25 protein-coding genes are annotated in these 26,568 nt (G+C 73.6%); 12 read left to right on the top strand and 13 right to left on the bottom strand.

From position 1 onward, the window contains the following. Window positions 1–18 precede the first annotated feature (18 nt). Complete coding sequence (locus tag IE207_RS12440) at window positions 19–621, top strand: transglutaminase-like domain-containing protein (RefSeq protein WP_190184149.1); 603 nt, start codon at window positions 19–21, stop codon at window positions 619–621. Here IE207_RS12440 and IE207_RS12435 read toward each other — a convergent pair. Next, window positions 557–1,798 (bottom strand): MFS transporter, encoded by a 1,242-nt coding sequence (locus IE207_RS12435; RefSeq protein ID WP_190184148.1) that lies wholly within the window; start codon window positions 1,796–1,798, stop codon window positions 557–559. The genes IE207_RS12440 and IE207_RS12435 overlap by 65 nt on opposite strands. Window positions 1,799–1,845: 47 nt before the next feature. Then, window positions 1,846–2,568 carry a lysophospholipid acyltransferase family protein gene (locus IE207_RS12430; protein ID WP_190184147.1) on the bottom strand — a complete coding sequence of 241 codons (723 nt, stop codon included), beginning with the start codon at window positions 2,566–2,568 and terminating at the stop codon, window positions 1,846–1,848. A gap of 211 nt (window positions 2,569–2,779) precedes the next feature. On the opposite strand from IE207_RS12430, the gene IE207_RS12425 reads away from it, so the two are divergent. The 5 genes from IE207_RS12425 (at window position 2,780) to IE207_RS12405 (ending at window position 7,421) form a co-directional block, all read left to right on the top strand. After that, complete coding sequence (locus tag IE207_RS12425) at window positions 2,780–3,118, top strand: thioredoxin family protein (RefSeq protein WP_190184146.1); 339 nt, start codon at window positions 2,780–2,782, stop codon at window positions 3,116–3,118. Window positions 3,119–3,398: 280 nt separating this feature from the next. Further along, on the top strand, window positions 3,399–3,935 hold the full coding sequence (locus IE207_RS12420; RefSeq protein WP_190184145.1) for a flavin reductase family protein: 537 nt from the start codon (window positions 3,399–3,401) through the stop codon (window positions 3,933–3,935). Window positions 3,936–4,137: 202 nt separating this feature from the next. Further along, a complete protein-coding gene (locus IE207_RS12415; RefSeq protein ID WP_190184144.1) occupies window positions 4,138–4,923 on the top strand; it encodes an electron transfer flavoprotein subunit beta/FixA family protein in 786 nt (261 codons plus the stop codon). Window positions 4,924–4,984: 61 nt separating this feature from the next. Beyond that, a complete protein-coding gene (locus IE207_RS12410; RefSeq protein ID WP_190184143.1) occupies window positions 4,985–5,947 on the top strand; it encodes an electron transfer flavoprotein subunit alpha/FixB family protein in 963 nt (320 codons plus the stop codon). A gap of 175 nt (window positions 5,948–6,122) precedes the next feature. Continuing rightward, a complete protein-coding gene (locus tag IE207_RS12405; RefSeq protein ID WP_190184142.1) occupies window positions 6,123–7,421 on the top strand; it encodes a DUF6986 family protein in 1,299 nt (432 codons plus the stop codon). 45 nt (window positions 7,422–7,466) lie between these two features. Here IE207_RS12405 and IE207_RS12400 read toward each other — a convergent pair whose 3' ends face one another. Further along, on the bottom strand, window positions 7,467–8,453 hold the full coding sequence (locus IE207_RS12400) for a LacI family DNA-binding transcriptional regulator (protein ID WP_229873660.1): 987 nt from the start codon (window positions 8,451–8,453) through the stop codon (window positions 7,467–7,469). Window positions 8,454–8,697: 244 nt separating this feature from the next. Here IE207_RS12400 and IE207_RS12395 point away from each other — a divergent pair, with 244 nt between their 5' ends. Continuing rightward, on the top strand, window positions 8,698–9,735 hold the full coding sequence (locus IE207_RS12395; RefSeq protein ID WP_190184140.1) for an NUDIX hydrolase: 1,038 nt from the start codon (window positions 8,698–8,700) through the stop codon (window positions 9,733–9,735). Window positions 9,736–9,995: 260 nt separating this feature from the next. Here IE207_RS12395 and IE207_RS12390 read toward each other — a convergent pair whose 3' ends face one another. Together IE207_RS12390 and IE207_RS12385 are read right to left on the bottom strand one after the other, a co-directional pair. Beyond that, window positions 9,996–10,649 carry an MBL fold metallo-hydrolase gene (locus IE207_RS12390; protein ID WP_190184246.1) on the bottom strand — a complete coding sequence of 218 codons (654 nt, stop codon included), beginning with the start codon at window positions 10,647–10,649 and terminating at the stop codon, window positions 9,996–9,998. Between the two features lie 119 nt (window positions 10,650–10,768). After that, entirely contained in the window at window positions 10,769–12,133 is a 1,365-nt protein-coding gene (locus IE207_RS12385) for a dipeptidase (RefSeq protein ID WP_190184139.1), read from the bottom strand. Window positions 12,134–12,403: 270 nt separating this feature from the next. Here IE207_RS12385 and IE207_RS12380 point away from each other — a divergent pair, with 270 nt between their 5' ends. Further along, on the top strand, window positions 12,404–13,594 hold the full coding sequence (locus IE207_RS12380; protein WP_229873675.1) for a geranylgeranyl reductase family protein: 1,191 nt from the start codon (window positions 12,404–12,406) through the stop codon (window positions 13,592–13,594). Between the two features lie 49 nt (window positions 13,595–13,643). Here IE207_RS12380 and IE207_RS12375 read toward each other — a convergent pair whose 3' ends face one another. Next, window positions 13,644–14,708 (bottom strand): hypothetical protein, encoded by a 1,065-nt coding sequence (locus IE207_RS12375; protein WP_190184137.1) that lies wholly within the window; start codon window positions 14,706–14,708, stop codon window positions 13,644–13,646. Window positions 14,709–15,264: 556 nt separating this feature from the next. Here IE207_RS12375 and IE207_RS12370 point away from each other — a divergent pair. Continuing rightward, window positions 15,265–16,230: a spherulation-specific family 4 protein gene (locus IE207_RS12370; RefSeq protein ID WP_190184136.1), complete on the top strand. Its 966-nt coding sequence runs from the start codon at window positions 15,265–15,267 to the stop codon at window positions 16,228–16,230. Here IE207_RS12370 and IE207_RS12365 read toward each other — a convergent pair. Continuing rightward, window positions 16,223–16,963 carry a maleylpyruvate isomerase family mycothiol-dependent enzyme gene (locus IE207_RS12365; RefSeq protein WP_190184135.1) on the bottom strand — a complete coding sequence of 247 codons (741 nt, stop codon included), beginning with the start codon at window positions 16,961–16,963 and terminating at the stop codon, window positions 16,223–16,225. The two genes, IE207_RS12370 and IE207_RS12365, sit on opposite strands and share 8 nt — an antisense overlap. Window positions 16,964–17,001: 38 nt before the next feature. Here IE207_RS12365 and IE207_RS12360 point away from each other — a divergent pair, with 38 nt between their 5' ends. Together IE207_RS12360 and IE207_RS12355 are read left to right on the top strand one after the other, a co-directional pair. Next, complete coding sequence (locus IE207_RS12360; protein WP_190184134.1) at window positions 17,002–17,652, top strand: alpha-ketoglutarate-dependent dioxygenase AlkB family protein; 651 nt, start codon at window positions 17,002–17,004, stop codon at window positions 17,650–17,652. Window positions 17,653–17,692: 40 nt separating this feature from the next. After that, complete coding sequence (locus IE207_RS12355) at window positions 17,693–18,991, top strand: ROK family protein (protein WP_229873659.1); 1,299 nt, start codon at window positions 17,693–17,695, stop codon at window positions 18,989–18,991. A gap of 55 nt (window positions 18,992–19,046) precedes the next feature. Here the strand turns inward: IE207_RS12355 and IE207_RS12350 are convergent, their stop codons facing one another. Then, window positions 19,047–19,589 (bottom strand): ATP-binding protein, encoded by a 543-nt coding sequence (locus IE207_RS12350; protein WP_190184133.1) that lies wholly within the window; start codon window positions 19,587–19,589, stop codon window positions 19,047–19,049. 321 nt (window positions 19,590–19,910) lie between these two features. Between IE207_RS12350 and cds1 the strand changes: the two genes are divergently transcribed. Then, window positions 19,911–21,038 (top strand): L-cysteine desulfhydrase Cds1, encoded by a 1,128-nt coding sequence (cds1, locus tag IE207_RS12345; RefSeq protein ID WP_190184132.1) that lies wholly within the window; start codon window positions 19,911–19,913, stop codon window positions 21,036–21,038. A 68-nt stretch (window positions 21,039–21,106) separates the two neighbouring features. Here the strand turns inward: cds1 and IE207_RS12340 are convergent, their stop codons facing one another. The 5 genes from IE207_RS12340 to IE207_RS12320 all read right to left on the bottom strand — a co-directional run bounded on the left by IE207_RS12340 (window position 21,107) and on the right by IE207_RS12320 (window position 26,520). After that, window positions 21,107–21,583: an SRPBCC family protein gene (locus tag IE207_RS12340; protein WP_190184131.1), complete on the bottom strand. Its 477-nt coding sequence runs from the start codon at window positions 21,581–21,583 to the stop codon at window positions 21,107–21,109. An 89-nt stretch (window positions 21,584–21,672) separates the two neighbouring features. Continuing rightward, window positions 21,673–24,129 carry a right-handed parallel beta-helix repeat-containing protein gene (locus IE207_RS12335; RefSeq protein ID WP_190184130.1) on the bottom strand — a complete coding sequence of 819 codons (2,457 nt, stop codon included), beginning with the start codon at window positions 24,127–24,129 and terminating at the stop codon, window positions 21,673–21,675. A gap of 113 nt (window positions 24,130–24,242) precedes the next feature. After that, window positions 24,243–24,854 carry an Rv1733c family protein gene (locus IE207_RS12330; RefSeq protein WP_190184129.1) on the bottom strand — a complete coding sequence of 204 codons (612 nt, stop codon included), beginning with the start codon at window positions 24,852–24,854 and terminating at the stop codon, window positions 24,243–24,245. A gap of 222 nt (window positions 24,855–25,076) precedes the next feature. Then, window positions 25,077–25,901 carry an MOSC domain-containing protein gene (locus IE207_RS12325; protein ID WP_190184128.1) on the bottom strand — a complete coding sequence of 275 codons (825 nt, stop codon included), beginning with the start codon at window positions 25,899–25,901 and terminating at the stop codon, window positions 25,077–25,079. A gap of 100 nt (window positions 25,902–26,001) precedes the next feature. After that, window positions 26,002–26,520 carry a DUF6643 family protein gene (locus IE207_RS12320; RefSeq protein WP_190184127.1) on the bottom strand — a complete coding sequence of 173 codons (519 nt, stop codon included), beginning with the start codon at window positions 26,518–26,520 and terminating at the stop codon, window positions 26,002–26,004. Between the last annotated feature and the right edge of the window lie 48 nt (window positions 26,521–26,568).

Below are 26,568 nucleotides of genomic sequence, written 5' to 3'. Positions count from 1 at the left end.
TAGGCATGCTCCTGGGTCATGGAACTGATCCAGGAGCATGCCGACGTGCGCGCCTACCTCGCCGCCGACGAAACCATCGACCACCGCCATCCCCTCGTCCGCGAGACCGCCGACGCCCTGTGGACCGCCAGCGGCGGCGACGCGTACGCCTACGCCGAAGCGGCGTACGAGTTCGTGCGCGACACCGTCCCGCACTCCGGCGACTCGGGGGACATGCGCGTCACCTGGCGCGCCTCGGACGTGCTGGCCACGCGCAACGGCATCTGCCACGCCAAGTCCCACGCCCTCGTCGCCCTGTTGCGCACCCGGGGCCTCCCGGCGGCCCTGTGCTACCAGCGCCTCACCGAGGACGACGGATCCCAGCCCCTGCTCCACGGGCTCATCGCCCTCCGGCTGCCCGGCCGCGGCGGCTGGGCCCGCCTGGACCCGCGCGGCAACAAGCCCGGTGTCAACGCCCGGTTCGACCTCGAACGGGAGCAACTCGCCTTCCCCGTACGCCCGGAGCTCGGCGAGGTGGACTACCCGACGCTCTACGCCGCCCCGCACGCGGGCGCCCTCACGGCGCTCCGGGAGTCCGCGGACCGGCCGGAGCTGTGGCGGAAGCTGCCGACGGCCCTGTGACCGCCCCCGCCGCCGCGACGGGTCCACCCCGCACCACCCACACGTGCAGCAGGGCCGCGGCCGCCTGGAGCCCGGCGATCCCGAGCAGCAGCGTCCGGGGCGGCGCCGCGGCTGCCAGCCCCACCAGCGCGGCGCCCGCCGAAGCGGCCGTCAGCTTGAGGCCGGCGCCCAGGGTGAAGACCTGCGTGCGCACCGCGTCGGGGGCGTACTCCGAGCGGATCCGGAGGGTGGCCGTCAGCAGCGGGCCGTCGCACACCCCGGCCGCGGCGAAGGCGGCCGCCGTCCACGCCACCGAGGGCGCGCACGCCGCCGCGGCCAGGGCCACCGCGGTCCCGGCCAGCGCCCCGCAGGCCAGCAAACCCGGCGCGACGGCCGTGACCCGGCCCAGCGTCAGGGAACCGGCGAGCGCGCCCACCGCGAAGGCCGTCATCAGCACCCCGCCCGCGCCCGGGCTGCCCAGGGCCGAAGCCAGCAGCACCGAGGTGGTGGTGAGGGAACCGACTCCGACGAAGGCCAGGGTCGTCGCCGAGGTGATGGCCCGCAACTGACGCACCCGCCACAGCGCGGCGAGCCCGCCGGTCAGGGCCGCCCCGGCCCGCGGCGCCGCCGAGTCCGCGTCCCGGGATTCGTAGCGCAGGCTCGCCGCGAGGGCCGCGGCCAGCGCACCCGAGGCCGCCAGCAGGCCCATCGCCGGTCCCGCCGACCCCAGCGCCGCCACCACGCTGACCGCGGCCGGGGCGGTGACGGCGGCGGCGTTGTAGGTCGACGCGTCCCACCCGTACGCCCGGGCCCGGCCGGGGCCGGGCGGGACCAGCCCCGCCACCAGGCTCGACAGCCCGCCCGTCACCATCGGCCCGCACGTTCCGCCGAGCAGCGCGACCGCCAGCACCACCGCGGTCGGAGCCCGCCCCAGCAGCAGCGACAGCGCCGCCACGGCGGCCGTGAACCCGGCCAGCGCGCCCGCGTAGAACAGCCTCGGCCGGCGCGCCCGGGCGGCGGCGGCCCCGGCGAGCGGGGCGGCCAGTACGTGCGGCGCCAGCCAGGCGGTCAGTACGAACGCCCCGTGCGCGGCGCTGCCCGTCCGCTCCAGCGCCAGCAGCACCACGGCCATGCCCATGCCCTCGGAGGCGAACCGCGCGGCGAGCGCCGCCCCCAGATACCGCCCGAATGCCCGCATCCGGCGAGCCCCCTCCGGGTTCTTCCTCCTATGTGCGAACCGGGCGTTCAGCCCGCTTCTTTCACCTGCGCCGGGGTCGGGGCGGTCCCGCCCAGGTGCGCCGGGAGCCACCAGGAATCCTCGGGGCCCTTCGGTTTGGCCGGATACGCGCGCTGCGCGGCGTCCAGCAGTTCCTGGACCCGCTCGCGCAGACGGCGGGTGATGGCCCCCGCGTACTGGTCCTTCGGCGCCTCCAGCGGCTCGCCCACCCGCATCGTGACCGGGATGTGGCTGCGCTTGAGGTCCTTCGGGCGGCCCTTGGTCCACAGCCGCTGGGTGCCCCAGAGCGCGACGGGAATCAGCGGGACCCCGGCCTCCTGCGCCATCCTGGCCGCACCCGACTTGAAGCTCTTGAGCGTGAAGGACTGGGAGATGGTCGCCTCGGGGAACACCCCGATGATCTCGCCGGAGCGCAGCGAGTCCAGCGCGTGCTGGTAGGCCGATTCCCCCTGCGCGCGGTCCACCGGGATGTGCTTCATCGCGCGCATCAGCGGGCCGGACACCTTGTGCCGGAACACCGACTCCTTCGCCATGAACCGCACCAGCCGCTTCTGCGGCCGCGCGGCCAGACCGGCGAAGATGAAGTCGAGGTAGCCGATGTGGTTGGACACCAGGACCGCCCCGCCCTTGCGCGGGATGTTCTCCGTACCCTTCATGTCGATACGGATGTCCAGCGCGCGGAAGAGCGTGTGCGCAGCGCCGATCACGGGCGGGTAGACGAACTCAGCCATGGTGGGGAGACCCCGCTTTCTGCCTGGGGAGGTGCTCCCGGCCGGAAGTTACGGAAGCGTAGGTACGCGACCATGGGGATGGTGCCCCACATACCGGCCCGTGAGCCAGTCCAGATGCGTATGCCCGGGGAGATTCTCGTCACGCCGGGAATGCGGCGCACGGGCGGGATGCTCGGATCAGAGTACGACCGGAGCGAGGGCAGGGGTACTGATGGCAGCCGGGGAGCACGGGCACGGGGACGGGGCACGGCTGGGCGCCGCCGAACTGGGCGCCGAACCGGGGGAGCGGGCCACCCTCGTCCAGTTCTCCAGCGCGTTCTGCCAGCCCTGCCGGGCGACCCGGCGGATCCTGGCCGACGTCGCCTCCATGGTGGACGGCGTCGCGCACGTCGAAGTGGACGCCGAGCGGAACCTGGAGCTCGTCCGGGCCCTGCGCATCGAGAAGACCCCGACCGTGCTGGTGCTGGACGCAGCGGGGCGGATCGTCCGGCGGGCCGCCGGGATGCCGCGGAAGGCCGACGTGATCGCCGCCCTCGGAGCCGCCGTGTGAGGAGCGGGGCGAGGAGCCGGACGGGCCGGGCCGGGGGATCGCGCGCGCCGGGGCACGCTCCCGCAGCGGGCGTGACGCGCCCGACATCCGGCCGGAGCGGCTTGACTGTGTACACGAGAGATCGCCAGGCTGACCACATGCGGTATGAACTCCTGCTTTACGGACGGGTCCACGTCGACCTCGTCCGCTACGCGAGCGCGCGCTGTTGGGATCGCTGAACGTCCCCGACCCCCGATCCCCGACTGCGCCCGCGCCCCGCGCGGCAGAAGGAAGCCCTCCCATGACGGCCCCGACGGCTCCGTCCCCCCGTTTCACCACCGGCACGCCCGGATCCCCCGATCTCCTGCGCTCGGTCTTCCGCCAGCACGCCGCGGGAGTCGCGGTCGTCACCGCCACCACGAGCGGCGGCGCCCCGGTGGGGTTCACCGCGACCTCCCTCAACTCGGTCTCCGCCGACCCGCCGCTGCTCTCCTTCACGATCGGCACCGGCTCCTCCAGCTGGCCCGCGGTACGCGACTGCGACCACCTCGGCGTGCACATACTCGCCGAGCACCAGCGGGAGCTGGCCGGCCTCTTCGCGCGCAGCGGTGCCGACCGCTTCGGGCCGGCCACCGACTGGGCCGAGGGCCCGCACGGGGTGCCGGTCCTGTCCGGAGTGCTGGCGTGGCTGGTGTGCCGGGTCGTGGCGCGGGTGCCCGCCGGCGCCCACCGGGTGATCATCGCCGAGGTGGTGTCCGGGGACCCGGCGGTTCACGCCGGCGGCGAGGGCCGTCCGCTCCTCTACCACCAAGGGCGCTTCAACGCGTTGCGGGACTGAATCGTCCCTGCTGGGGCGGGTTCGGGCGGCGTTGGCCAGATCACAGTTCAGCAGCCTTGCCACCGGGGAAGACCCACTGTGTACTGACGAGTAACATTCCCTTCGGGGCGCGGGCCGCCCCGATCGGGATCCGCCCGACAAGGCGCCTATGCTGCCTGCACAAGGCGGTACCAGAAAAAGACGATGCGGTAGGAGAGTCGGCGTGAGCCTGAGGATCGTTGTCTGTGTGAAGTACGTACCCGACGCCACCGGCGACCGGCACTTCGCCGATGACCTGACCGTCGACCGCGACGACGTCGACGGTCTGCTGTCGGAACTCGACGAGTACGCCGTCGAGCAGGCGCTCCAGATCGCCGACGAGGCGGACGACGCGGAGATCACCGTCCTGACCGTCGGTCCCGAGGACGCCAAGGACGCGCTGCGCAAGGCGCTCTCCATGGGTGCCGACAAGGCCATCCACGTCGAGGACGACGACCTGCACGGCTCCGACGTCATGGGCACCTCGCTCGTGCTCGCCAAGGCCATCGAGAAGGCCGGCTACGACCTGGTCATCACCGGCATGGCGTCCACCGACGGCACCATGGGCGTGCTCCCGGCGATCCTCGCCGAGCGCCTCGGCGTCCCGCAGGTCACCCTGCTCTCCGAGGTCAAGGTCGAGGACGGCACCGTGACCGGCCGCCGCGACGGCGACACCGCGAGCGAGCAGCTGCAGGCCTCCCTGCCGGCGCTCGTTTCGGTGACCGACCAGTCCGGCGAGGCCCGTTACCCGTCCTTCAAGGGCATCATGGCGGCCAAGAAGAAGCCGGTGGAGTCCTGGGACCTGGAGGAGCTGGAGATCGAGGCCGACGAGGTCGGCCTGGAAGGCTCCTGGACCAAGGTCGACTCCGCCGCGCAGCGCCCGGCCCGTACCGCCGGCACGATCGTCAAGGACGAGGGCGAGGGCGGCAAGCAGCTGGCGGAGTTCCTCGCCGGCCAGAAGTTCATCTGAGAGCTTCGCCGACACCCTCTCGACCGCCCCCTGACTACTTCGCATTCGCAGGAGCACTCCCATGGCTGAAGTCCTCGTCTACGTCGACCACGTGGACGGCGCCGTCCGCAAGCCCACCCTCGAGCTGCTGACCCTGGCCCGCCGCATCGGCGAGCCCGTCGCGGTCGCCCTCGGCGCCGGCGCCGAGAACACCGCCGCCGTGCTCGCCGAGCACGGCGCCGTCAAGGTCCTCACCGCCGACGCCCCCGAGTTCGCCGAGTACCTCGTCGTACCGAAGGTGGACGCCCTCCAGGCCGCGTACGAGGCCGTGTCCCCGGCCGCCGTGCTCGTCCCGTCCTCCGCCGAGGGCAAGGAGGTGGCGGCCCGCCTCGCGGTCCGCATCGGCTCCGGCATCATCACCGACGCCACCGACCTGGAGGCGGGTGACGAGGGTCCGGTCGCGACGCAGTCCGCGTTCGCCGCGTCCTTCACGACCAAGTCCCGCGTCTCCAAGGGCACCCCGGTCATCACCGTCAAGCCGAACTCGGCTCCGGTCGAGGCCGCCCCGGCCGCCGGCACCGTCGAGGCGCTCTCCGTCACCTTCGGCGCCCTGGCCACCGGCACCAAGGTCGTCTCACGCACCCCGCGCGAGTCCACGGGCCGTCCGGAGCTGACCGAGGCCGCGATCGTGGTCTCGGGTGGCCGCGGCGTCAACGGCGCCGAGAACTTCCACCTCATCGAGGACCTCGCGGACTCCCTCGGTGCGGCGGTCGGCGCCTCGCGTGCCGCCGTCGACGCCGGCTGGTACCCGCACACCAACCAGGTCGGCCAGACCGGCAAGTCGGTCTCCCCGCAGCTGTACATCGCCTCCGGCATCTCGGGCGCGATCCAGCACCGGGCCGGCATGCAGACCTCGAAGACCATCGTGGCCATCAACAAGGACGCCGAGGCCCCGATCTTCGACCTGGTCGACTACGGCGTGGTCGGCGACCTCTTCACGGTCGTCCCGCAGCTGACGGACGAGATCAAGGCGCGCAAGGGCTGACCTGCGCTTCTCCCTTCCGTGGGATGACTTCGGGGCCGTGTGGTGCACATCACCGCACGGCCCCGAGTCGTTCGCCCGCAGCGGTGGAGGGACCATTGACTGGGCGGAGCCCCCGTGACTAAATTCTGCTATGCGGATCTAAGCTTCCGTGAAGCGGAAAAGAGGAGAGTGCACGATGGGTCAGCAGGAGAAGGTGGCGACGAGCCTCGCAGGCGCGGTCAGCGAGGGCATCAGCGCCTCCCTCGCCCCGGTGGACGCGCAGCTCGCGCGGCACTACCCGGGCGACCCCGGGACCCGCCAGCCCATCCACACCGTCTACGTCCCCGGTGACGTCTTCGCCGCCGACACCATCCGCTCCTGGGGGGACCAGGCCCTCGCGGCCCTCGACGAGCACGCCCCGGACGCGGCCACCTTCGCCAAGGTGCTCGGCATCCGCGACGAGCTGGCCGTACCCGTCTACGAGCGCGTACGCGCCAAGCTCGCCTCCGAGCCCATCGAGGACCTGCGCGTCGACTTCGAGGACGGCTTCGGCGTCCGCTCCGACGCCGAGGAGGACCAGGCCGCCGCCCGCGCCGCCCGCCTCGTCTCGGAGGCCTTCGCCAACGGCACGAACGCCCCGTACATGGGCATCCGCATGAAGTGCATGGAGTCCAACGTCCGCGACCGCGGCATCCGCACCACGGACGTCTTCCTCTCCGGGCTCCTGGAGCACGGCGACCTGCCCGAGGGCCTCGTGCTCACCCTCCCCAAGGTCACCTACGCCGAGCAGGTCAGCGCCTTCGTCGAGCTGCTGGAGGCCTTCGAGACCGCCCGCGGCCTGCGCCCGGGCCGGATCGGCTTCGAGATCCAGATCGAGACCAGCCAGTCGATCCTCGCCTCCGACGGCACCGCCACCGTGGCCCGCATGATCGAGGCCGCCAAGGGCCGCGCCACCGGGCTGCACTACGGCACCTTCGACTACAGCGCCTGCGTCGGCGTCTCCGCCGCGTACCAGTCCAGCGACCACCCCGCCGCCGACCACGCCAAGGCGATCATGCAGGTCGCGGCCGCGGGAACCGGCGTACGCGTCTCCGACGGCTCGACGAACGTCCTGCCGATCGGTACCACCGAGCACGTCCACGAGGCCTGGAAGCTGCACTACGGGCTCACCCGGCGCGCCCTAGCCCGCGCCTACTACCAGGGCTGGGACATGCACCCCGGGCACCTGCCGACCCGGTACGCGGCCGTCTACACCTTCTACCGCGAGGGTCTCGAAGCCGCAGCCGCCCGCTTGAAGGCGTACGTGGCCAAGATCGAGGGTGACGTCATGGACGAGCCCGCCACCGCCAAGGCCCTGGCCGGCTACCTGGTCCGCGGCCTCGACTGCGGGGCCGTCGGCACCGAGGAGGTCACGGCCCTGACCGGCCTCACCCGCGCCGAGCTGGACGCCTTCGCGATCCCGCGCCGCTCGGCGACGCTGAAGGCGACAGCCTGAGCGATGGCGCACCCGCCCACCGGCGGCCTGGAACCCTCGCGGGTCTCAGGCCGCCGGGGGCAGTTCGCCCGAGCCGCGGGGGACGAGGCGGGTGGGCAGCTCGATGCGGGCCGGGGGGAGATCGGCGCCCGCCAGGCGCTGGAAGAGGCGGTCCGTGGCGACCCGCCCCAACGCGGCGGCGTCCTGGGCCACCACGCTCACGCCGGGACGCAGCAGGTCGGCCAGCTCGAAGTCGTCGAAGCCGACCAGGGCCACCGGGCGCGGCTCGGCGGCCAGGACCCGTACCACCGTGACCGTCACCCGGTTGTTGCCCGCGAACAGGGCGGTGACCGGCTCGGGGCCGCTCAGCATCCGGCGGGCGGCGACAGCGACGGGGGCCGGGGGGGTCGGGCCGAGGGTCACCCAGGACTCGTCCACCGGCAGCCCGGAGGCCGCCATCGCCGCGCGGTATCCCCGCAGCCGTTCCGTCGCTGTGTGGATGCGGGGGTGGTCGCCGATGAAACCGATCCGGCGGTGACCCGCGGCTATCAGGTGCGCCACGCCGTCCCGGGCGCCGCCGAAGTTGTCCGACAGGACCACGTCCGCTTCGATCCGCCCCGCCGGGCGGTCCACGAACACCGTGGCCACGCCCGCCCGGATCTCCGGCTCCAGGTAGCGGTGGTCGTCCCCGGCCGGGATCACGATCAGCCCGTCCACCCGGCGGGCGCACAGTGCGAGGGCCAACTCGCGCTCCCGCTCCGGGTCTTCGGCGCTGGAACCGTTGATGAGCAGCGCTCCGTGGGCGCGGGCGACTTCCTCCACGGCCCGGTTCAGCGGCCCGTAGAAGGGGTCCGCGAGGTCCTCCAGGACCAGGCCCACGGTGGCGGTGCGGCCCTTGCGCAGCACGCGGGCGCTGTCGTTGCGGCGGAACCCCAGGGTTTCGATGGCCTCTTGGACGCGCCGCTCGGTGTCGGGCGTGACGCCCGGCTCGCCGTTGACCACCCGGGAGACCGTCTTGAGGCCTACGCCCGCCCGGGCGGCCACGTCCTTCATGGTCGGCCTGTTCCCGTAACGGGGTACGCGGGGGCGGCGGGTGTGGGGCACGGGACCTCCGGCGAAGCGAGCGGGCGGGACACGGACGAAGACAGGGGCGGGACATGGCGGGGGCATGAGCGGGGACGCGTGACGAGGCTCTGACCTTGAGGATAAGCACTCGGTCCGGGAGTGGGTTTCCGTGGCAGGGTGAGGCGGGCAAGCCACTGGGGGCTTCGAGGCGAGCCATCGGAGAGGGGTAGACGTGATTGTCTGGATCAACGGCACGTTCGGTGCCGGGAAGACCAGCACGGCCCGCGAACTGGCCGGACTCCTGCCGGACAGCACCGTGTTCGACCCGGAGTTCATCGGTGACGCCCTGCGGGTGCTGCTGCCGCGCAAGCGGCTCGCGGAGGTCGACGACTACCAGGACCTGCCGAGCTGGCGGCGGCTCGTCGTGGAGACGGCGGCGGCGGTGCTGGCGGAGCTGGGCGGAGTGCTGGTCGTGCCGATGACGCTGCTGCGCCAGGAGTACCGCGACGAGATCTTCGGCGGGCTCGCGGCGCGGCGGATACCGGTGCGGCACGTGCTGCTCGCTCCCGGGGAAACGATTCTGCGCGAGCGGATCGCCGCGCGGGAGGATCCGGGGGCGCCGCAGGAGGTGGACGTCCGGGTCCGGCAGTGGGCGTACGACCACATCCCCGCGTACCGGCAGGCGCTGGGCTGGCTGACGACCGACGCGCACGTCATCGACAACGGGCGGCTGACGGTGCGGGAGACCGCGGAGCGGATCGCGGAAGCGGTGCGGACGGGGTCGGCGCCGGTGTGCGACATCGTGCAGACGCCCGAGCCGACGCGGGAGACGGTGGCCTCGGGGGTGCTGCTGTTCGACGAGCGGGGGCGGGTGCTCCTCGTGGACCCGACGTACAAGCCGGGGTGGGAGTTCCCCGGCGGCGTCGTGGAGCCCGGCGAGGCTCCGGCGTGCGCGGGGGTGCGGGAGGTCGAGGAGGAGCTGGGCCTGGCGCTGGAGCGGCTGCCGGGGCTGCTGGTGGTGGACTGGGAGCCGCCGGTGTCCCCGGCGTACGGGGGGCTGCGGCTGCTGTTCGACGGGGGACGGCTGGGGGAGCGGGAGATCGCGGAGCTGCGGCTGCCGGGGCCGGAGCTGCGGGAGTGGCGGTTCGTGACGGAGACGGAGGCCGCCGGCATGCTGCCGCCGGTCCGCTTCGAACGCCTGCGGTGGGCCCTGCGGGCCCGTGAACGCGGCCACCCGCTGTACCTGGAGGCGGGCCGCCCGCTCCCGTAGCCCCGCAGGAGTGGCGGGTGGGGCCGGGGATCGCCGTCGGGCGGTGTCCGGGCGGCGGTGGTGTGGGCGGGGCGGTGGTCAGCCCGCCGGGCGGCGCCGCCCCCGGCGGACGGCCACGGCCGCCGCCGACCCCGGCCTTCCGGAGGGTCGCGGACGTGGCGGATCGGGCGGTGCCGGCGGCGGTGGGGCGGCCTTCCGGAGGGTGTCGGTGGTGGCGGGTCGGGCGGAACCCGCGGCGGTGGCGTGGTCACAAGCGCCCGTCAGGCGGTGCCGGCGGCCTTCCGGAGGGTGTCGGCCGTGGCCACGGTCAGGGGGTCGCCGTGGCCGAAGCAGGCCACCGACGGGGCCAGGCCGGCCAGGCGTCGGAAGGAGGCGAGCGCCTGGGCGCCGTCCACGTTGAACACGCCGAGCATCACCCGGCCGACCCCCGCGACGCAGTCCCCGGTGAACAGCACGCCGTGCTCCGGCAGGTGCACCGCGATGCTGCCCGGCGTGTGCCCGGGGGAGTGCACCACCACCGCGCCGCCCCCGAACGGCAACTGCTCGCCGTCCGCCACCTCCTGGTCCACCGGGGTCGGCGGCGCCTGCGGGGCCGTCAGGCCGTGCGCGTACAGGGGGAGTTCCCAGTCCGCCAGCACCGGCTCCGGTACCGGCTCCTCGCCCCGGACCACAGGGGCGTCCAGCGGGTGTGCCACGATCCGCGCACCCCACCGGGCGCGGAGTTCCCCCGCCGCGCCCACGTGGTCGCGGTGGGAGTGGGTCAGTACGATCCGCTCCAGCCGCTCCGGGCGCAGCCCCAGCGAACGGATGGCCCCCTCGATCGCGTCGGCGGCCCCCGCGTGGCCGGCGTCGACCAGCGTCAGGGCCTCGCCGTCACGCCACAGGTACGCCTGGCCGACGGGGAAGCGCAGCATGTGCAGGCGGTGGGGGAGGACCTCCACCAGTTCGAGTTCGATCACGGGTCGAACGTAACCGGGTACCCGCCGCTCCCGGTGAAAGGTTCACCGGGAGCGGAGTTCACCCGTGGCGTAGCTCAAACGCGCTTGGACCGGGCGTAGTTGACCAGGAACAGGGCCTCCGCCACCGCCAGGCGCTCCAGCTCCTCCGGAGAGACGCTCTCGTTCACCGCGTGGATCTGCGCCTCGGGCTCGCTCAGACCGATCAGCAGCATCTCCGCCTCCGGGTACAGCGACGTCAGCGTGTTGCACAGTGGGATCGACCCGCCCATGCCGCTGACCTGCATCTCCTGGCCGGGGTACGCGACCTCCATGGCCGCCGCCATCGACGCGTACGCGGGGCTGCTCGTGTCGGCCTGGAACGGCTGCCCCTGGCCCACGACCTCCAGCTCCAGCCGGGCCTGCCACGGGGTGTGCGCCACCAGGTGGGCCTCCAGCAGCTTGATGGCCTCCGCCGTGTCCACGCCCGGCGGCACCCGCAGGCTGATCAGCGCACCTGCGCTCGCGTGCACCGACGGCGTCGCGCCGACCACCGGCGGGCAGTCGATGCCGAGCACGGTGACGGCCGGGCGGGCCCACAGCCGGTCCGCGATCGTGCCCTGTCCGATGAGGCCGACGCCGTCCAGGACCTTCGCGTCGGCCCGGAACTCCGCCTCCGGGTACTGGAGCCCCTCCCAGACCGCGTCCGAGGCGAGCCCGTCCACCGTCGTCGAACCGTCCTCGGCCCGCAGCGAGTCCAGGAGGCGGATCAGTGCGGCCAGCGCGTCGGGGGCGACACCGCCGAACATCCCGGAGTGCAGGTTCCCGCCGAGGGTGTCGATCTTGACCTTGACGAGGGTCATTCCTCGCAGCGTGGCCGTCACCGTCGGCAGGCCCAGCCGGAAGTTGCCCGCGTCGCCGATGACGATGGTGTCGGCGGCCAGCAGCTCCGGGTGCGCCTCGGCGTACTGCTGGAGGCCCCCGGTGCCCTGCTCCTCCGAGCCCTCCACGATCACCTTCACTGCGACCGGCACCCCGCCGTCGGCCTTGAGGGCCCGCAGAGCCAGCAGGTGCATGATGAAGCCGCCCTTGCAGTCGGCGGCGCCGCGCCCGTACCAGCGGCCGCCCCGCTCCGTCAGCTCGAAGGCGGGGGAGATCCAGGCGGCCTCGTCCAGCGGCGGCTGCACGTCGTAGTGGGCGTAGAGCAGGACGGTCGGCGCGCCTTCGGGGCCGGGCAGGTACCCGTACACCGACTGCGTGCCGTCAGGGGTGTCGAGCAGCGCCACGTCCTGGAAGCCCTCGGCGCGGAGCGAGTCCGCCACCCAGTTCGCGGCGGCCTCGCTCTCGCTCCTGGGGAACTGCGCGAAATCCGCCACCGACCGGAAGGCCACCAGCTCGGCCAGCTCCTGCCGGGCACGGGGCATCAGCGAGGCGATGGTCTCGGCGACCGGAATCGGCGACATGGGCACGCTCCTCTTGGGTGCGACGTTGTGTACGTGTACGCCTCCCGCATCCGCGTGGTGCGCGTAGGACGGGTACGGCGAAAGACAGCATCGATACTCGCACAGCGAGGCGAGACGATCTCTCGCCGTAGGATTTCCCCGGCATCCGAGGAACAGCCTGATCAGGAGCAGCAGCACATCGTGAGCAGCGACGACGACGTACAGGGCGCGAGCGCAGAGCAGAACGCCGCCGGACGGGCCGACGAGGGGAGCGCCGGGGCGACCGGCGAGGTGTGGGACGTGGTCGTGGTCGGGGCCGGACCGGCCGGGGCCTCGGCGGCCCATGCGGCGGCGAGCGCCGGGCGGCGCGTCCTGCTGCTGGAGAAGGCCGAACTGCCCCGGTACAAGACCTGCGGCGGCGGCATCATCGGCCCTTCGCGCGACGCCCTGCCGCCGGGCTTCGTCCTGCCCTTCAAGGACCGGATCAACGCGGTCACCTTCTCGATGAACGGGCGTCTGACCCGGACCCGGCGCTCGCGCGGCATGCTGTTCGGGATGGTCAACCGGGCGGAGTTCGACGCGGCGCTGGTCGCGGAGGCCGAGAAGGCCGGGGCGACCGTCCGTACGGGAACGGCCGTGAGCCGCGTCGAGCAGCACGGGGCGGCGGTGCCCGACCGGCGCACGGTGGCCGTGGTCCTCGCGGACGGCGAGACGGTGCTGGGCCGGGCCGTGGTCGGCGCGGACGGCAGCGCGAGCCGGATCGGCGCCCATGTCGGCGTCGAGATGGACCAGGTCGACCTCGGCCTGGAGGCGGAGATCCCGGTTCCGCAGACCGTCGCCGAGGACTGGAAGGGGCGGGTGCTCATCGACTGGGGCCCCCTGCCCGGTAGTTACGGCTGGGTCTTCCCCAAGGGCGACACCCTCACGGTCGGCGTCATCTCGGCCAAGGGCGAGGGCGCCGCCACGAAGCGCTACCTGGACGACTTCATCGCCCGCCTGGGGCTGGCCGGATTCGAGCCCGCCGTCTCCTCGGGGCACCTCACCCGCTGCCGGAAGCCCGATTCGCCGCTCTCGCGCGGCCGGGTGCTGGTGGCGGGAGACGCGGCCGGGCTGCTGGAGCCGTGGACGCGCGAGGGAATCTCCTTCGCGCTGCGCTCGGGGCGGCTCGCGGGCGAGTGGGCCGTGAAGATCTCCGAGGCGCCGGACGCGGTGGACGCCCGCCGTCAGGCGCTGAACTACGCCTTCGCCGTCAAGGCGGGCCTGGGTGTGGAGATGGGCGTCGGCAAGCGCATGCTGGCGCTGTTCGAGGCGAAGCCCGGGCTGCTGCACGCGGCGATCACCGGCCTGCGCCCGGCCTGGCTGGCCTTCGCCCGGATCACCCGGGGGTCCACGACGCTGGCCGAGCTGGTACGCGCTTACCCGCTCGCCCGAAAGGCCCTGCACGTCATGGACGGGCGCCAGGCGCGCCGACGACAGGGCTGAGGCGGCGAGTGCCGCCCGGCCCCGCGCGGGGTGGGCGGCACCGCGGCCTTCAGCGGGGGTTGCGCAGCGCGTGGATGCGGTGGTCGCCGGCGCCGTGGCGGTCGGTGCCGTGGCCGTCGGTGCCGTGGCCGGAGAGGCGGCCGACCAGGAGGTTCGGGTCGCGCTGGGTCGTGTAGGCGGCGCTCGGCACGTAGACCCGGCCCTCGCGGACCGCCACCGAGGTCGGGTTCGACAGGCCGTTCCGCGCCCCCAGCTCGATGGTGTGGGTGCCGTCGGGCCGTACCAGGGCCAGCTCGCTGCGGGGGTTCAGCGCGGCGAGGACCGCGCCGTCGCGTCCGGCGAAGGCGAAGTCGTCGATGCCGGCCAGCCCGGACGCCCTGACGGAGGCCGTGCCCGCCGAACCGTCCCTGCGGATGGGGATCCGCAGGAGCGTGCCGCGGTCGTAGTTCGACACCCACACCGCGTCGTTGCGCAGCTTGATGCCGTTGGCGCCGATGAACTTGTCCGGGCTGAGCCGGCGACCGGTCGCCCAGCTCCGCACGGCCCGGTCGCGCAGGGAGACCCGCCACACCTTGCCGAGGGCCGAGTCGGCCAGGTAGAGGAACCCGTGGTGTTCGTCGAGGCCGACGCCGTTGGTGAACGTGTTCGCCGGGAGGGCGACGAAGCGGCTGACCGATCCGTCGGGTGTGATCCGCCAGATGCCGGTGAGAGCGGCCGTGCCGGTGTTGTAGCCGACGTAGAGCACCCCGTCGTGGGTGCGGACGATTCCGGTCGTCACCGGGACGCCGACCAGGGGGGTGGCGGGATGCGGCTCGTTCGGCAGGGTGGCGAGGATCCGGGTGCGGCCGCGTGCGTCGACGCGCGCGACCTGGCGCGCGAACGCGAAGGTGACGTCGGCGGAGCCGTCGGGCGCCAGCGCGATGTTCTCCGGGGTCTGGCCCTTGGTGAGGAGGAAGTGGGCCACGCTGTGCGGCTCGGACACCGCCGGGGCCGCCGCGGCCGCCGGCACCGGTAGCGGGGGAGGTGCGGCGACGGCGTGGGGGACGGTCGCGAGCAGGGTCAGGGCGACGGCTGCGGTGCCGACACCGGCTCTCACACCGGGAATACGCGGCATGCGGGGCATTCGGTGCACGGGGCTCTCCTTATCGACCGGTCGGAGGGGGACACCAGTCGGACGAAGGCCCACGAGATCACGACGGGATGTGGTGGCGGCGGCCCGGCGCGGGCCATCAGCCCGTGTGAGTGCCGCGGATCGCCCGCACGGTCGAAGACCGCGCCTCGCTGCCGGGGACGCCCCCTGGCGGAAGCCCACCCCGCCCGGCACGCCGGAGCCGGGCCTGCCCGCGCCCCGCCACCCCGGATTGCCCTCGGGCACGGCGGCTGGGGTCGGTGCCGGTCGGCCGGGGTTACCGGGCCGACGCAGGGGTCTGCCGCCGCCCGGCACACGGGGTGGCCGGCGGCCCGGGGGTGGTTGCCGATGGCGTCGAGGCCTGTCGGGCGGGTCTTCGGTTCGCGTGCGGCGGGTCCGGCGGCGGCTCGTGGACCGGTGGTGGAAACGATTCGTCGCTCTTCTGTTCGTCGTATGAATGCGTGGAGTTCAGCCCTTTCAGCGCCGGTGCGCGTCTACTGTTCCTCGGGTCGCCCCCCCTGCCGCCGTCGGAGGAAACGCCATGGCCCGCGCCCGCGTCGTGAAGGCGCTGTACGCCGTTGCGACCGTCCTCTTACTGGCCGCACCGGCTCCGGCCGGCCCCGTACCGGCCCCGGCTGCCGTCGCCCGGCCCAGCCCCCGCGTCCCCGGCGTCCGGGGGCTGGAAATCGCGGTCCCCGCCTACGTGTGGGCGGATGATCCGATGCTGTCGCGCCTGGCCGACGCCGGACCGGCCGTCTCGGTGGTCGTCCTCAACCCCGGCAACGGCGACGCCCCGTTCAACGCTCCCTGGCAGGCCCGCGCGGACGCCCTGCGCGCCGGCACCACCGCGACCGGCGAGCGGACCAAGGTGCTCGGCTACGTCCACACCGACCACGGCAACCGCGACGTGGCCGCAGTCAGGGCCTCCGTCGACAACTACGTGAAGACGCCCGACGGCCGCCTCCACGTCGACGGCATCTTCTTCGACGTCGCCGGCCGGGACTGCGGTCCCGCGAACGCCACCCGCGACCTGTACGAGCAGCTGCGCCGCTACGTCGAAGACGCCATGGGCGCCGTCGACCCGGCCGTGCCGGACCTCGTCGTGGACAACCCCGGCACCGCCATCGCCGACTGCTACCTGGAACCCGGCCACCGCACTGCCGACGTCTTCGTCACCTTCGAGGACACCTACGCCGCCTACACCTCCGGCGGCTGGCTGGGCGGCAACGTCTTCAACGAGTCCGGCGGCTACCGCGGCGGCAGCGAACTCGATCCCAGCGGAACGGCGTTCTGGCACCTCGTCCACGACGTCCCGGACGCCTCCGCCATGCGCTCCACGCTCCGCACCGCCTTCGACCGCGGCGCGGGCTACGCCTACGCCACCGGCGCCGTCATGCCCAATCCGTGGAACACGCCACCGGCTTGGCCCTACTCCGGCCAGACCGGCTTCGCCGCCACCGTCGGCCGGCGCCGGCGGCGTCCTCGGCGGGGCGGACGGCTCAGGTGATCGGGGACGTCTCCTTCCACAGCTGCGCGAGCGGGTGGTCGGCGTCGTCGGGGCCGGTCAGGGGGAGGCGGTTCCACAGGGCCGCGTACAGCCAGGCCGCCTCGCCCGCCAGATCGAGGTCCGCCGGGACCTCCGTACCGCCCCGCACCGTCCGCGGCGGCTCCTGCGACACGTGCACCGTCCACACCGCACCCGTGTCCGTCGCCCGTATCCGTATGACCTGGGGCTTCTCGCTGCGCACCCCGCTGCGCGAGCGCGCGTGGAAGCCGGTCAGCAGCTCGTCCACCCCGTCCTCGGCGAACTCCGGTGCCACCACCGAGAACGGGATTCCGAGCGCCGCCTGCGCGTCGAACCGGTGCACCGCCGTCTCGTGCGCCTGACGGCGGGCCCAGAACCCCAAGGGTGACGGCGCCGTCGGCAGGAACGTCCAGCACTCCACATCCGCCGGAGCCTCGCGCAGCGTCCGCACCAGCGCCGCGTGCCCTTCCCGGAACCAGGCCAGCAGCTCCGGACCCGCCGCGTCCGGCGCCTGCGGGAACGGGCCCGGCTCCTTCACCGCGCCGCCGACGTATCCGGCCGCCCAGCGGTGGACCGCCCCGGTGTGCCGCAGCAGATCGGCGACCCGCCACTCGGGGCAGGTCGGCACCGGGGCGTCCGTACCCGCCCGTTCGGCCGCCTGCGCCAACAGTTCGCCCTCGCGGGCCAGCGTCTGCACAAAGTCGATGATCTCCATGGAGGGGAGTGTGCCAGCCACCCCTGACAATGGGGGGCATGGAAGGGGAACTCTTCCCGCGCGAGCGGACCGAGATCGCCCCCGGCGCGGTGCACCTGCCCGACTGGCTCGACCGCGGCCGGCAGCGCGAGCTGCTCGCCGCCTGCCGCGAGTGGGCCCGGCCGCCGGCGGGCCTGCGCACCGTGCACACCCCCGGTGGCGGGACGATGACCGCCCGCCAGGTGTGCCTGGGGCTGCACTGGTACCCGTACGGATACGCCCGCACCGCCGTCGACGGCGACGGAGCGCCGGTCAAGCCGATGCCCCCCTGGCTCGCCGAACTCGGGCGGACCGCCGTCACCGACGCCTACGGACGGCCACCGGACGAGGCGTACGACATCGCCCTCGTCAACTTCTACGACGGCGACTCCCGCATGGGCATGCACCGGGACTCCGACGAGAAGTCGGCGGCGCCCGTCGTCTCCCTCAGCCTCGGTGACTCCTGTCTGTTCCGCTTCGGCAACTCCGCCTCGCGCGGCCGCCCGTACCAGGACGTGGAACTGCGCAGCGGCGACCTGTTCGTCTTCGGCGGACCGAGCCGCCTCGCCTACCACGGCGTACCGAAGGTCCTGTCCGGCACCGCGCCGGCCGAGCTGGGCCTGACGGGACGGCTGAACATCACACTGCGGGTCGGCGGCCTCCTGCCGTGAGCGGCGCCCGGCCCTTCGCGCACGTGCGAGGATCGCTGTCATGAACGGCAACGGGGCCCCGCGGCGGGTGGGGAACGCGTCCACGGTGTCCACGGTCCCAACGGCGGCCTCCGCCGCCGACCGGGCAGCGGCGGCTACGAGGACCAGACTGGAGAGGGGCCGTGGAGCGCTGGGCCCCGCCCTGGAACTCGTGCACACCGGCCGGGCCCCGACCCGGGCGGTACTGACCGCCGAGCTGGGCGTCACCCGCGCCACCGCCGGAGCCGTGGCCGCCGAACTGGAGGCGCTCGGCCTGATCCGCGTCGACTCCCGCCCCGGTGGCGCCGGCGGCACCCAGGGCCGGCCCTCGCACCGGCTCGCCGTGGAGGAGAACGGCCCCGTCGCGCTGGCCGCCCAAGTTCACCCGGACGGCTTCCGGGCCGCCCTGGTCGGCCTCGGCGGCCGGATCGTGGCCACGGCCCCCGGCAAGGTCACCGTCTCCGCCGACCCGGCGCAGGTCCTCGGAGCCGTCGTCGACGCGGGGGCCGCGCTGCTGGCGGAGTCCGGGCGGCGCTGCATCGGCGCGGGCCTCGCCGTTCCCTCGGCGGTCGCGGAGCCGGAGGGCACCGCACTGAACCCCCTGCACCTGGCCTGGCCGGCCGGTTCCCCGGTCCGGGCCATCTTCGCCGAACGGGTGAAAGCGGCCGGTATCGACGGCCCCGCCCTCACCGGCAACGACGTCAACCTCGCCGCGCTCGCGGAGCACCGGCACGGCGCGGGCCGCAGCGCGCAGCACCTGCTGTGCGTGGCCACCGGCCACCGGGGGGTGGGCGGGGCGCTGGTCCTCGACGGCCGGCTGCACACCGGCAGCGCCGGCCTGGCCCTGGAGGTCGGCCACCTCACCGTGAACCCGGAGGGACGGGCCTGTCACTGCGGGAGCCGGGGCTGCCTGGACGTGGAGGCGGATCCGCTGGCCTTCCTGACGGCGGCGGGCCGTACGCCCGGCCCCGAGGTGTCGCTGCTCCAGCAGGCGCGGGACCTGCTGCACGCCGAGTTCGCGGATCCGGCCGTACGTGCGGCCGCCGAGGAACTCATCGACCGGCTGGGACTGGGGCTGGCGGGCCTGGTGAACATCCTGAACCCGGACCGGATCATCCTGGGCGGCCTGCATCGGGAGCTGCTCCACGCGGACCCGGAGCGGCTGCGCGCGGTGGTCGCGGACCGCAGCCTTTGGGGGCGCAGCGGCGGGGTGCCGATCCTGCCGTGCACCCTGGACCACAACAGCCTGGTCGGGGCGGCTGAGCTGGCGTGGCAGCCGGTGCTGGACGACCCGCTGGGGGCGCTGGGCACCGCCGCCTGAGGGGGCCGGGGCGGTGGGCCGTGTGGAGGTCCCGGTGGGGTACGGCAGGCCGGGGCTAGCCGGGCCTGGTGCCGGCCCGGGCCGATACCGGCACGGCTGTGACGACGGCCGCGGGTTCCACGGCGAAGAGCGCCGCCGGGGCGGGTTCTCGTACGGCCTTGGAAGAGATCCGCACGGTACGGGCCGGCGCCGTCGAGGCGGGGGCGGCCCGCAGGGAGAACCACACCACCTTGCCGGGCCGGTCCTGCTGGTGCCGGGCACCCCAGGCCTCGCTGATCGCCGCGACGAGCGCGAGGCCGCGTCCGCAGGTCTCCATGGCCGCAGACTCGCGCACCACGGGCAGCCGCGGATCGCTGTCGTGCACCGAGACGGTGAGCCGGCCGAGCCGGAATTCGATCTCCACCCGGCAGACCTTGTCCGGCTGTGCGTGGCGGTGCACGTTGCTGAGCAGCTCCGTCACGCCGAGCGCGGCCCGGTCGATGAGGGGGTCGAGCTGCCAGTGACGCAGTTGTGCAGAAACGATTCTGCGGATCTGTCCGATCCGCGCGGGCAGGGCCTGCAGTTCGACGACGCAGTGCCTGCGGGAATGACTTATCACGGCTGCGACTCCCCGACATGAGTGTTACGGGTGCTGCACCCTCTGTGACGCCTCACCAGGGTCACCCAGGGTGGGCCGGTGTGCAACCGAACGGGCCTGATGATCTGGCCCCGGTGTCCGCAACCCGTCCGAAAGCCGTCGGTCCGCGGTCCGAAAGCCGCCTGCGGGCCCTCGGCGGGCCGCTCCGCAAACCCGGCGGCAGTCGGCTCGTGTGCCGCCCCTAAAGCGATTCGCATGGAGACCCAAAGGAACTGTTTGCGCAGGTGGGGGAGGTACATTGCGAAGGCAGGGGGCCATGGAAGTGATGAAGGAGCAAGGCGCATGAGCACGACCAGCACCACCGCCGGAGTCGACGACGTCGACCGCAGCGACGCGGACTACCGGGCCTGGCTGAACGAAGCCGTGCGCAAGGTCCAGGCCGACGCCAACCGCTCCGCCGACACCCACCTGCTGCGCTTCCCGCTCCCCGAGGAATGGGGCATCGACCTCTATCTGAAGGACGAGTCGACGCACCCGACGGGCTCCCTCAAGCACCGCCTGGCCCGCTCCCTGTTCCTGTACGCGCTGTGCAACGGCTGGATCCGTCCCGGGCGCCCGGTCATCGAGGCCTCCTCCGGATCGACCGCGGTCTCCGAGGCGTACTTCGCCAAGCTGATCGGAGTCCCGTTCGTCGCCGTCATGCCGCGCACGACCAGCCCCGAGAAGTGCCGCCTCATCGAATTCCACGGCGGCACCTGCCACTTCGTCGACGACTCGATGAAGATGTACGAGGAGTCCGCGGAACTGGCGGCGCGGACCGGCGGCCACTACATGGACCAGTTCACGTACGCCGAGCGGGCGACGGACTGGCGGGGCAACAACAACATCGCGGAATCGATCTACCAGCAGCTGCGCCTGGAGCGCTACCCGGAGCCCACCTGGATCGTGGCGACGGCCGGAACCGGCGGCACCTCCGCGACGATCGCGCGCTACGTCCACTACATGCAGCACGACACCCGGATCTGCGTCCCCGATCCGGAGAACTCCTGCTTCTTCGACGGCTGGACCCGGAACGACCCGAACGCGAGCAGCGACTGCGGTTCGCGCATCGAGGGCATCGGCCGCCCCCGGATGGAACCGAGCTTCGTGCCCGGCGCCATCGACCGGATGATGAAGGTGCCGGACGCGGCGAGCGTCGCCGCCTGCCGGGCCCTGGAGCAGGCCATAGGGCGCAAGGCGGGCGGCTCGACCGGCACCGGCCTGTGGAGCGCGCTCAAGATCGTGGCGGAGATGGTGGCGCAGGGCCGCACGGGCAGTGTCGTGACCCTGCTGTGCGACCCGGGCGACCGCTACCTCGACAAGTACTACTCGGACGACTGGCTCGCGGCGCAGAAGCTGGACATCGCCCCGTACGCGAAGACCATCGAGACGCTGCTGACGACGGGTGCTTGGCGGGAGCCCGCCGCCTGACCGGGCCGTGAAGGGCCGCCGTGAAGGGCCGCCGCGAACGGCCGCCGCGGGGCGGCCCTTCACGGCGGTCAGCGGCGGGCGATCAGGCGGGCGTCGAGCGCGCCCACCGCCGAGCGGAACGAGTGCCCGAGCCCGGGACGGGCCGCGGCGAGGGCGAACCGGAGCGGGGCCGGCCCGTCCGCCGCGAACGTCCACCTGATCCGCGTCCCGGAACCGGACGGGCTCAGCCGCCACTCCTCCAGCAGCGCCCGAAGGCCGGGGACGTTGGTCTCGTCGACCCGGTACGCGTAGCACCGCGCCGGCTCCGCCGCCACGACGGTCTCCCGGAACCGGACCCCGCCCATCAGCCCGATCTCGCGGCCCGCACCGCCGTGCGTCGAGCGGGCCAGGGTGACCGCCTTGAACCACGCCGGCCAGTCCGCCACCTGCTCGGCGAGCGCCTCGTAGACCGGTGTCGGCGCCTGCGTCACGTGCGCCGCGAACACGAGCCGGACCGGCGCCTTCTCGGCGAAGTCCAGCTCCACTGCCCGGAGTCGGCGAGCCATCGGATACCCCCTGGGAATGGGCGGAGCGGAACGCCGCACCCTACCCGCCCGCCCCTCAGATGTCTCCAGGCGCCGCCCCGGTACGCGTCTCAGCGGTCGGCCGCCGCCGAGCCGGCCGGGAGTGCCGGCAGGTCCTGCGGGAACAGCAGGGTGAGTTCGTCCGTGCCCGGGTCGCTCAGCTGCGCCACGCGTCCGGCGTGGCGCTCGACCATGGACTCGAAGGTCTGGCGGGCGGTGCGGCCGTTGCCGAACGCCGGCCCCTTGGGCAGCTCCGTGAAGTACGCCAGCAGCGCCTTCGCGGTGCCCTCGCCCAGCCGGTACTCGTGCTCCTCCGCCTGCTGCTCCACGATGCGCAACAGCTCCTGCGGCCCGTAGTCGCCGAAGGTGATGGTCCGGGAGAAGCGGGACGCCACACCCGGGTTGACGGTCAGGAACCGTTCCATCTCCGCCGTGTATCCGGCGACGATCACCACCACCGCGTCCCGGTGGTCCTCCATCAGCTTCACCAGCGTGTCGATGGCCTCGCGCCCGAAGTCGCGGCCCGAGTCCTCCGGGGCCAGGGCGTACGCCTCGTCGATGAACAGCACGCCGCCCCGCGCCCGTTCGAAGGCCTCCTGCGTACGGATCGCCGTGGACCCGATGTGCTCGCCGACGAGGTCCACCCGGGACACCTCCACCAGGTGGCCCCGCTCCAGCACCCCGAGGGAAGCGAGGATCTCCCCGTAGAGCCGGGCCACGGTGGTCTTGCCGGTACCGGGGGAGCCGGTGAACACCAGGTGCCGGCGCACCGACGCCGCCTTGAGGCCCGCCTGCTGCCGCCTGCGCCCCACCTCGATCATGTCGGTGAGGGCGCGCACCTCGCGCTTGACGCTGTCCAGGCCGACCAGCGCGTCGAGCTGGCCCAGCACCTCGCCCGATCCCCGGGCCGGCGCGGCGGCCGGGTCCGGCTCGTCGGCGGGACGCGGCGCCGGTACGTCGGCTGCTGCGGGCACGGAGCTCCGCGCGGACGTCACCGTACGGATCCCGGCGCGTTCGCGGGCCGGGCCTCCGGCCGCCGCCGACTGGGCGGCGAGGCGCGGGCCGGACTCGTCGCTGGTGCAGTCCTCCGCCACGGGGCTGTCCTCCGCGAACTCGTAACCGCCGCGCGCGCAACGCTCGGTGTGGCACTTGGCCAGCGAGGTGCGGCTGCCGTCGATCACGTGGAAACCGAAGCCGGAGCTGCCGCTGACCCGGCAGGCCGTGAACGTGCCGCGGCCGCCCGCCGAGACGTAGAAACCGGCCTCGGAAGGGGAGGTGACCACGCAGCGGTCCAGGACCGGGTCGGCTCCCTTGGTGACGATCACGCCCGTCTGGACGGAGTCGACGGTGCAGTTGGCGAGGGTGCCGCCGCTGCCGTGGTCACGGAACCAGGCGCCGGTCGCGGCCTCCCGGATCCGGCAGTCGTCCAGCTGCGCGGTGGCCCCGTCGCTCACCGAGACGGCCGTGTTCCGCACCTGCGACAGGTCGCTGTCGACCACGTCCACGCGGGAGCCGCGGTCCAGTACGAACAGTGCGTCCGGTACGTCGTGCACCCGGCAGGAGTCCAGGGAGACGGTGGCGCCGTCGCTGATCCACACCGCCGGATAGTCCCCCGTGCTGTCGTGGATCTCGCAGGACCGGGCATCGACCCGGGTCCCCGGGTCCCACACCGACAGGCCGTTGCGGCCGAACCGGCGCACGGTGGTACGGCTCAGCGTGAGCACCGAACGCGAGCGCAGGTCCACCGCGTTCTCCGGGATGTCGTGGATGTCGCAACCCGCGAGCGTGAGGACGGCGTCGGTGTCGAGGGTGACACCGTCGGCCGAAGTACGGTGCACCGCGCAGTCGGTGAGCCGGGCGGCGGCCCGCGCCACGACCTGCAAGCCGGTGCCCTTGATCTCGTACACCTCGCAGCCCAGCGCCTCCAGGCCGGAGCCCTCCCCGGTGACGGCGATGCCGGCCCCCGTGGCGTGGTGGATCCGGCAGCGCTCCAGACGCGGGTGGCCGCCCCGCACCGAGATGCCGCTCTGTCCGGCCGCGACGACCTCGCACTCCTCGAACACGCCGCCGCCGCCGTCGAGTACGGCGATGCCGACGCCGGCGGGGTTCTCCACCGTGCACCGGCGCACCAGCGGCCTGGCCCCCGCGCCGCGGACTTCGATACCGGCCGACGAACGGGTGTTGACCCGCAGGTCGGTGAGTTCGGGCGAGCCGTCCTCGACGAGCAGCGCGGGCGCCGTCCGGTCCTGGCCCTCCAGATACAGGTCCTGCACCACGGCCGAGGCGCTGACCGTCAGGGCGACACCGTCGGGCGGGGCGATGCGCACGGACCCGGCCGCGCCCTCGGGCCCCCGCAGGGTGACGGCGTGGCGCAGCACCAGGTTCTCCCGGTAGGTACCGGGCGCGATCGACAGGACGTCCCCGTCGCCGGCGACGGCGAGCGCGGCGGTCAGTGTCGCGTACTCACCGGAGCGGCGCCGCCAGCGCGAAGCCCCGCCGTGTGTCACCTGGACCGTGCCCTGAGCCATGGTGCTGTCGTGCCCCCACCCTCGTCCTCGCGTGCGGCAGTCACCGCCGGAGTCGCCCGGCGGCCGGCCTGCCCGGTCCACCGTAGCGCGCGCGGGGCCGGTGAGTTGCCAGGTCAGCTGCCCGCGTCCGCCCGGCCCCAATCCGGCCCGACCGCCGCCCACGCCCGGTCCAGGCGTATGTACCGCCGGTGCATGAGCCTCCGTACGACCAGCCGCCGGACCGTCTCCACCAGCGCGGCCGCGCCCAGGGCAGCGGCCAGACCGGCCATCACGGCGTGGAACGAGGCGGCGGACGCCGCGAGCGGCTGCCCCACGAGCCGGCCGCTGGTGTCCGTCCATATCCGGAACCGGTCACCGGCCCGGGGCGGTTCCTCGGCGGCCGGCACCGTCCCCTGGTGGAGGCTGCCGTCCGGCGCGGTCCACGAGGCGAGGATCCTCGTCCGCTGCGGTGTCTGCGGACCCGCCGACTTGTCGGCGGGGACGGCGCCCTCCGTGGCATGGGCCGGCCGGAGCACCACCGCCGGGACGAGGTAGCGCTCCTGCCGCTGCTCGTGCACGGCGCGCTGCAGCGTACCGTCCACCCTCGAACCCGCGAGCCAGCCGACGGCCGGAGCCACCACCAGGACGCACACCGCCGCGGCGAGCGCCAGCCACGCTTCGAAAAGATCAGTCCTACGGCGCAGCGGATTGCGCCGCCAACGCCACACACCCACTGCTGTCCACACGGTCCGGCACCCCCTCGCCTCCGCCTGCCTGCGCGTCCCAGCTTCCCGCATGCCCGGCGGACGCGCATTCCGGAACGCGAGAGACATGCGCACCCGGCCCGGACCCGATCGGCGGCACCTTCCCCCGTGCCCCGTCCGTGGCCCTGCCCACACGTCTCGAATGATCCAACGGCGCCGCGGTGCCCGCTGGTTCCGGCGGACGGGCGGAGCCCCTCGAAGGTGTTATTCCAGAACGCGTACCTCGTCGCCGACGCGCACGGTCCCCAGCGTCACCGGCACCACCTGCCGGCCGAACGCCAGCGATTTCCCGATCCGCCGGTGCTTCGCCAGCGTCTTCAACGGTTCCTTGCCGCGTTCCGCGGTCGACTGGTCGGTCGTCGTGACGATGCACCGCCCGCACTCCCGCACCCCGCGGAAGACGGCGTCACCGACGGCGATGCGCCGCCAGCCGTCCTCGGCCCACGCCTCGGCGCCGGCCACGACCAGGCTCGGGCGGAAACGGTTCATCGGCAGCGGCCCCTCCTGCGGATGGTCGCCCTCGGCTATCAGCGCGTTCAGGGCGTCCAGCGAGGCGAGGGTGGTGACCAGGAGCGGGTAGGCGTCCGCGAGGCTCACCGTCTCGCCCGGCAGCGCGTAGTCCGGGTCCACGGGGCGGCGTACGGCGGGGTCGTCCAAGTACACGAGGCGGGCCGGGACGCCGAGGTAGGCCGAGAGCCAGTCGGCCGCGGCCGTCGACGCGACCAGGGTCTCGATCTTCTTCCCGAACAGGACGACCGGCTCCAGTGGGCCCGGCTCCGGCGCCTCCACGACCAGATCGGCCATGCCCGGCGCGGAAAGCGCCACCCGGCCGCCGTCCAGCGGACGGGCCGAGGCCAACGCCAGTCGGGCCTGCTGGCGTTGCGTGATGACCGTGCCCTCGGTGTCGATCACTGCCCACCGACGGTCACCCGAGAGTCCCCAGGGCTCCACGGTCATCGCGTCGGGAGCGATCCCCGCCATCGACTTGACGGGGTAGACGTGGAGCGACTGGACGTACGAGTTCGACATGAGTGCAGTTTGCCAGTAGCCGCCCCCGCGGCTCCCGGCACCTCTTCCCACAGGGCCGGGCGGGGGTCAGCCGCCGCGGCCGTGCTCCGCCTGCCGCGCCCTAGTAGCCGCGCCCCTGGTAGGGGCGGCCGTACGGGTCCTCGTACGAGGGGACCTGCGCGGGCGCCTGCATCGGGCGCGGGGCGGCCGGGCGCATGGCCTCGTACCCGGCGCCGGTCGGGACCGGGCGGGGCTGCTGCGGCTGGGGGGCGTATCCGGCGCGTGCGCCGACCGGCTGCTGCTGCGGCACGTACGGCGCGGGCGCGTTCTGCAGCGGCACTGGCATCTGCATCTGCATCTGCGGGGCGGGCTGCTGCTGGTACGGGTACCCGTACGCCGGGGCGCTCTGCTGCTGGGGCATCGAGGGCGCGGCGGGGAGTGCGGGCAGGGCGGACGGGAGGGCCGGCAGGTACCCACCGCTCGAGTAACCGGAACCGGGGGTGTCGTAGGCGGCGGGAACGCGGATCGGGGCGATCTGCGGAGTGCCGCGTTCGGCGACGAGGGAATCGTAGATGGGGGTGTCCGGGAAGGAGGGCGCGGAGTAGTAACCGCCGCCATAAGTGGAGCGGGGGGAGGTCATGGGACCTAAGTTAAGCCCACGACTTCACGGGGTCCATAGCGAGGTGCC

Source organism: Streptomyces cirratus, assembly GCF_014650775.1.
Lineage (GTDB): Bacteria > Actinomycetota > Actinomycetes > Streptomycetales > Streptomycetaceae > Streptomyces > Streptomyces cirratus.
Note: the sequence above shows the minus strand (reverse complement) of the source record. Positions and strands in the feature narration are given on the sequence as shown.

Bases quoted from the DNA above. Each gene is read 5' to 3' on its own strand.
- IE207_RS12440 (WP_190184149.1), top strand. From the start codon at position 19: ATGGAACTGATCCAGGAGCATGCCGACGTGCGCGCCTACCTCGCCGCC.
- IE207_RS12435 (WP_190184148.1), bottom strand. From the start codon at position 1,798: ATGCGGGCATTCGGGCGGTATCTGGGGGCGGCGCTCGCCGCGCGGTTC.
- IE207_RS12430 (WP_190184147.1), bottom strand. From the start codon at position 2,568: ATGGCTGAGTTCGTCTACCCGCCCGTGATCGGCGCTGCGCACACGCTC.
- IE207_RS12425 (WP_190184146.1), top strand. From the start codon at position 2,780: ATGGCAGCCGGGGAGCACGGGCACGGGGACGGGGCACGGCTGGGCGCC.
- IE207_RS12420 (WP_190184145.1), top strand. From the start codon at position 3,399: ATGACGGCCCCGACGGCTCCGTCCCCCCGTTTCACCACCGGCACGCCC.
- IE207_RS12410 (WP_190184143.1), top strand. From the start codon at position 4,985: ATGGCTGAAGTCCTCGTCTACGTCGACCACGTGGACGGCGCCGTCCGC.
- IE207_RS12405 (WP_190184142.1), top strand. From the start codon at position 6,123: ATGGGTCAGCAGGAGAAGGTGGCGACGAGCCTCGCAGGCGCGGTCAGC.
- IE207_RS12400 (WP_229873660.1), bottom strand. From the start codon at position 8,453: ATGAAGGACGTGGCCGCCCGGGCGGGCGTAGGCCTCAAGACGGTCTCC.
- IE207_RS12390 (WP_190184246.1), bottom strand. From the start codon at position 10,649: ATGCTGCGCTTCCCCGTCGGCCAGGCGTACCTGTGGCGTGACGGCGAG.
- IE207_RS12385 (WP_190184139.1), bottom strand. From the start codon at position 12,133: ATGTCGCCGATTCCGGTCGCCGAGACCATCGCCTCGCTGATGCCCCGT.
- IE207_RS12375 (WP_190184137.1), bottom strand. From the start codon at position 14,708: ATGCCGCGTATTCCCGGTGTGAGAGCCGGTGTCGGCACCGCAGCCGTC.
- IE207_RS12370 (WP_190184136.1), top strand. From the start codon at position 15,265: ATGGCCCGCGCCCGCGTCGTGAAGGCGCTGTACGCCGTTGCGACCGTC.
- IE207_RS12365 (WP_190184135.1), bottom strand. From the start codon at position 16,963: ATGGAGATCATCGACTTTGTGCAGACGCTGGCCCGCGAGGGCGAACTG.
- IE207_RS12360 (WP_190184134.1), top strand. From the start codon at position 17,002: ATGGAAGGGGAACTCTTCCCGCGCGAGCGGACCGAGATCGCCCCCGGC.
- IE207_RS12355 (WP_229873659.1), top strand. From the start codon at position 17,693: ATGAACGGCAACGGGGCCCCGCGGCGGGTGGGGAACGCGTCCACGGTG.
- cds1 (WP_190184132.1), top strand. From the start codon at position 19,911: ATGAGCACGACCAGCACCACCGCCGGAGTCGACGACGTCGACCGCAGC.
- IE207_RS12340 (WP_190184131.1), bottom strand. From the start codon at position 21,583: ATGGCTCGCCGACTCCGGGCAGTGGAGCTGGACTTCGCCGAGAAGGCG.
- IE207_RS12335 (WP_190184130.1), bottom strand. From the start codon at position 24,129: ATGGCTCAGGGCACGGTCCAGGTGACACACGGCGGGGCTTCGCGCTGG.
- IE207_RS12325 (WP_190184128.1), bottom strand. From the start codon at position 25,901: ATGTCGAACTCGTACGTCCAGTCGCTCCACGTCTACCCCGTCAAGTCG.
- IE207_RS12320 (WP_190184127.1), bottom strand. From the start codon at position 26,520: ATGACCTCCCCCCGCTCCACTTATGGCGGCGGTTACTACTCCGCGCCC.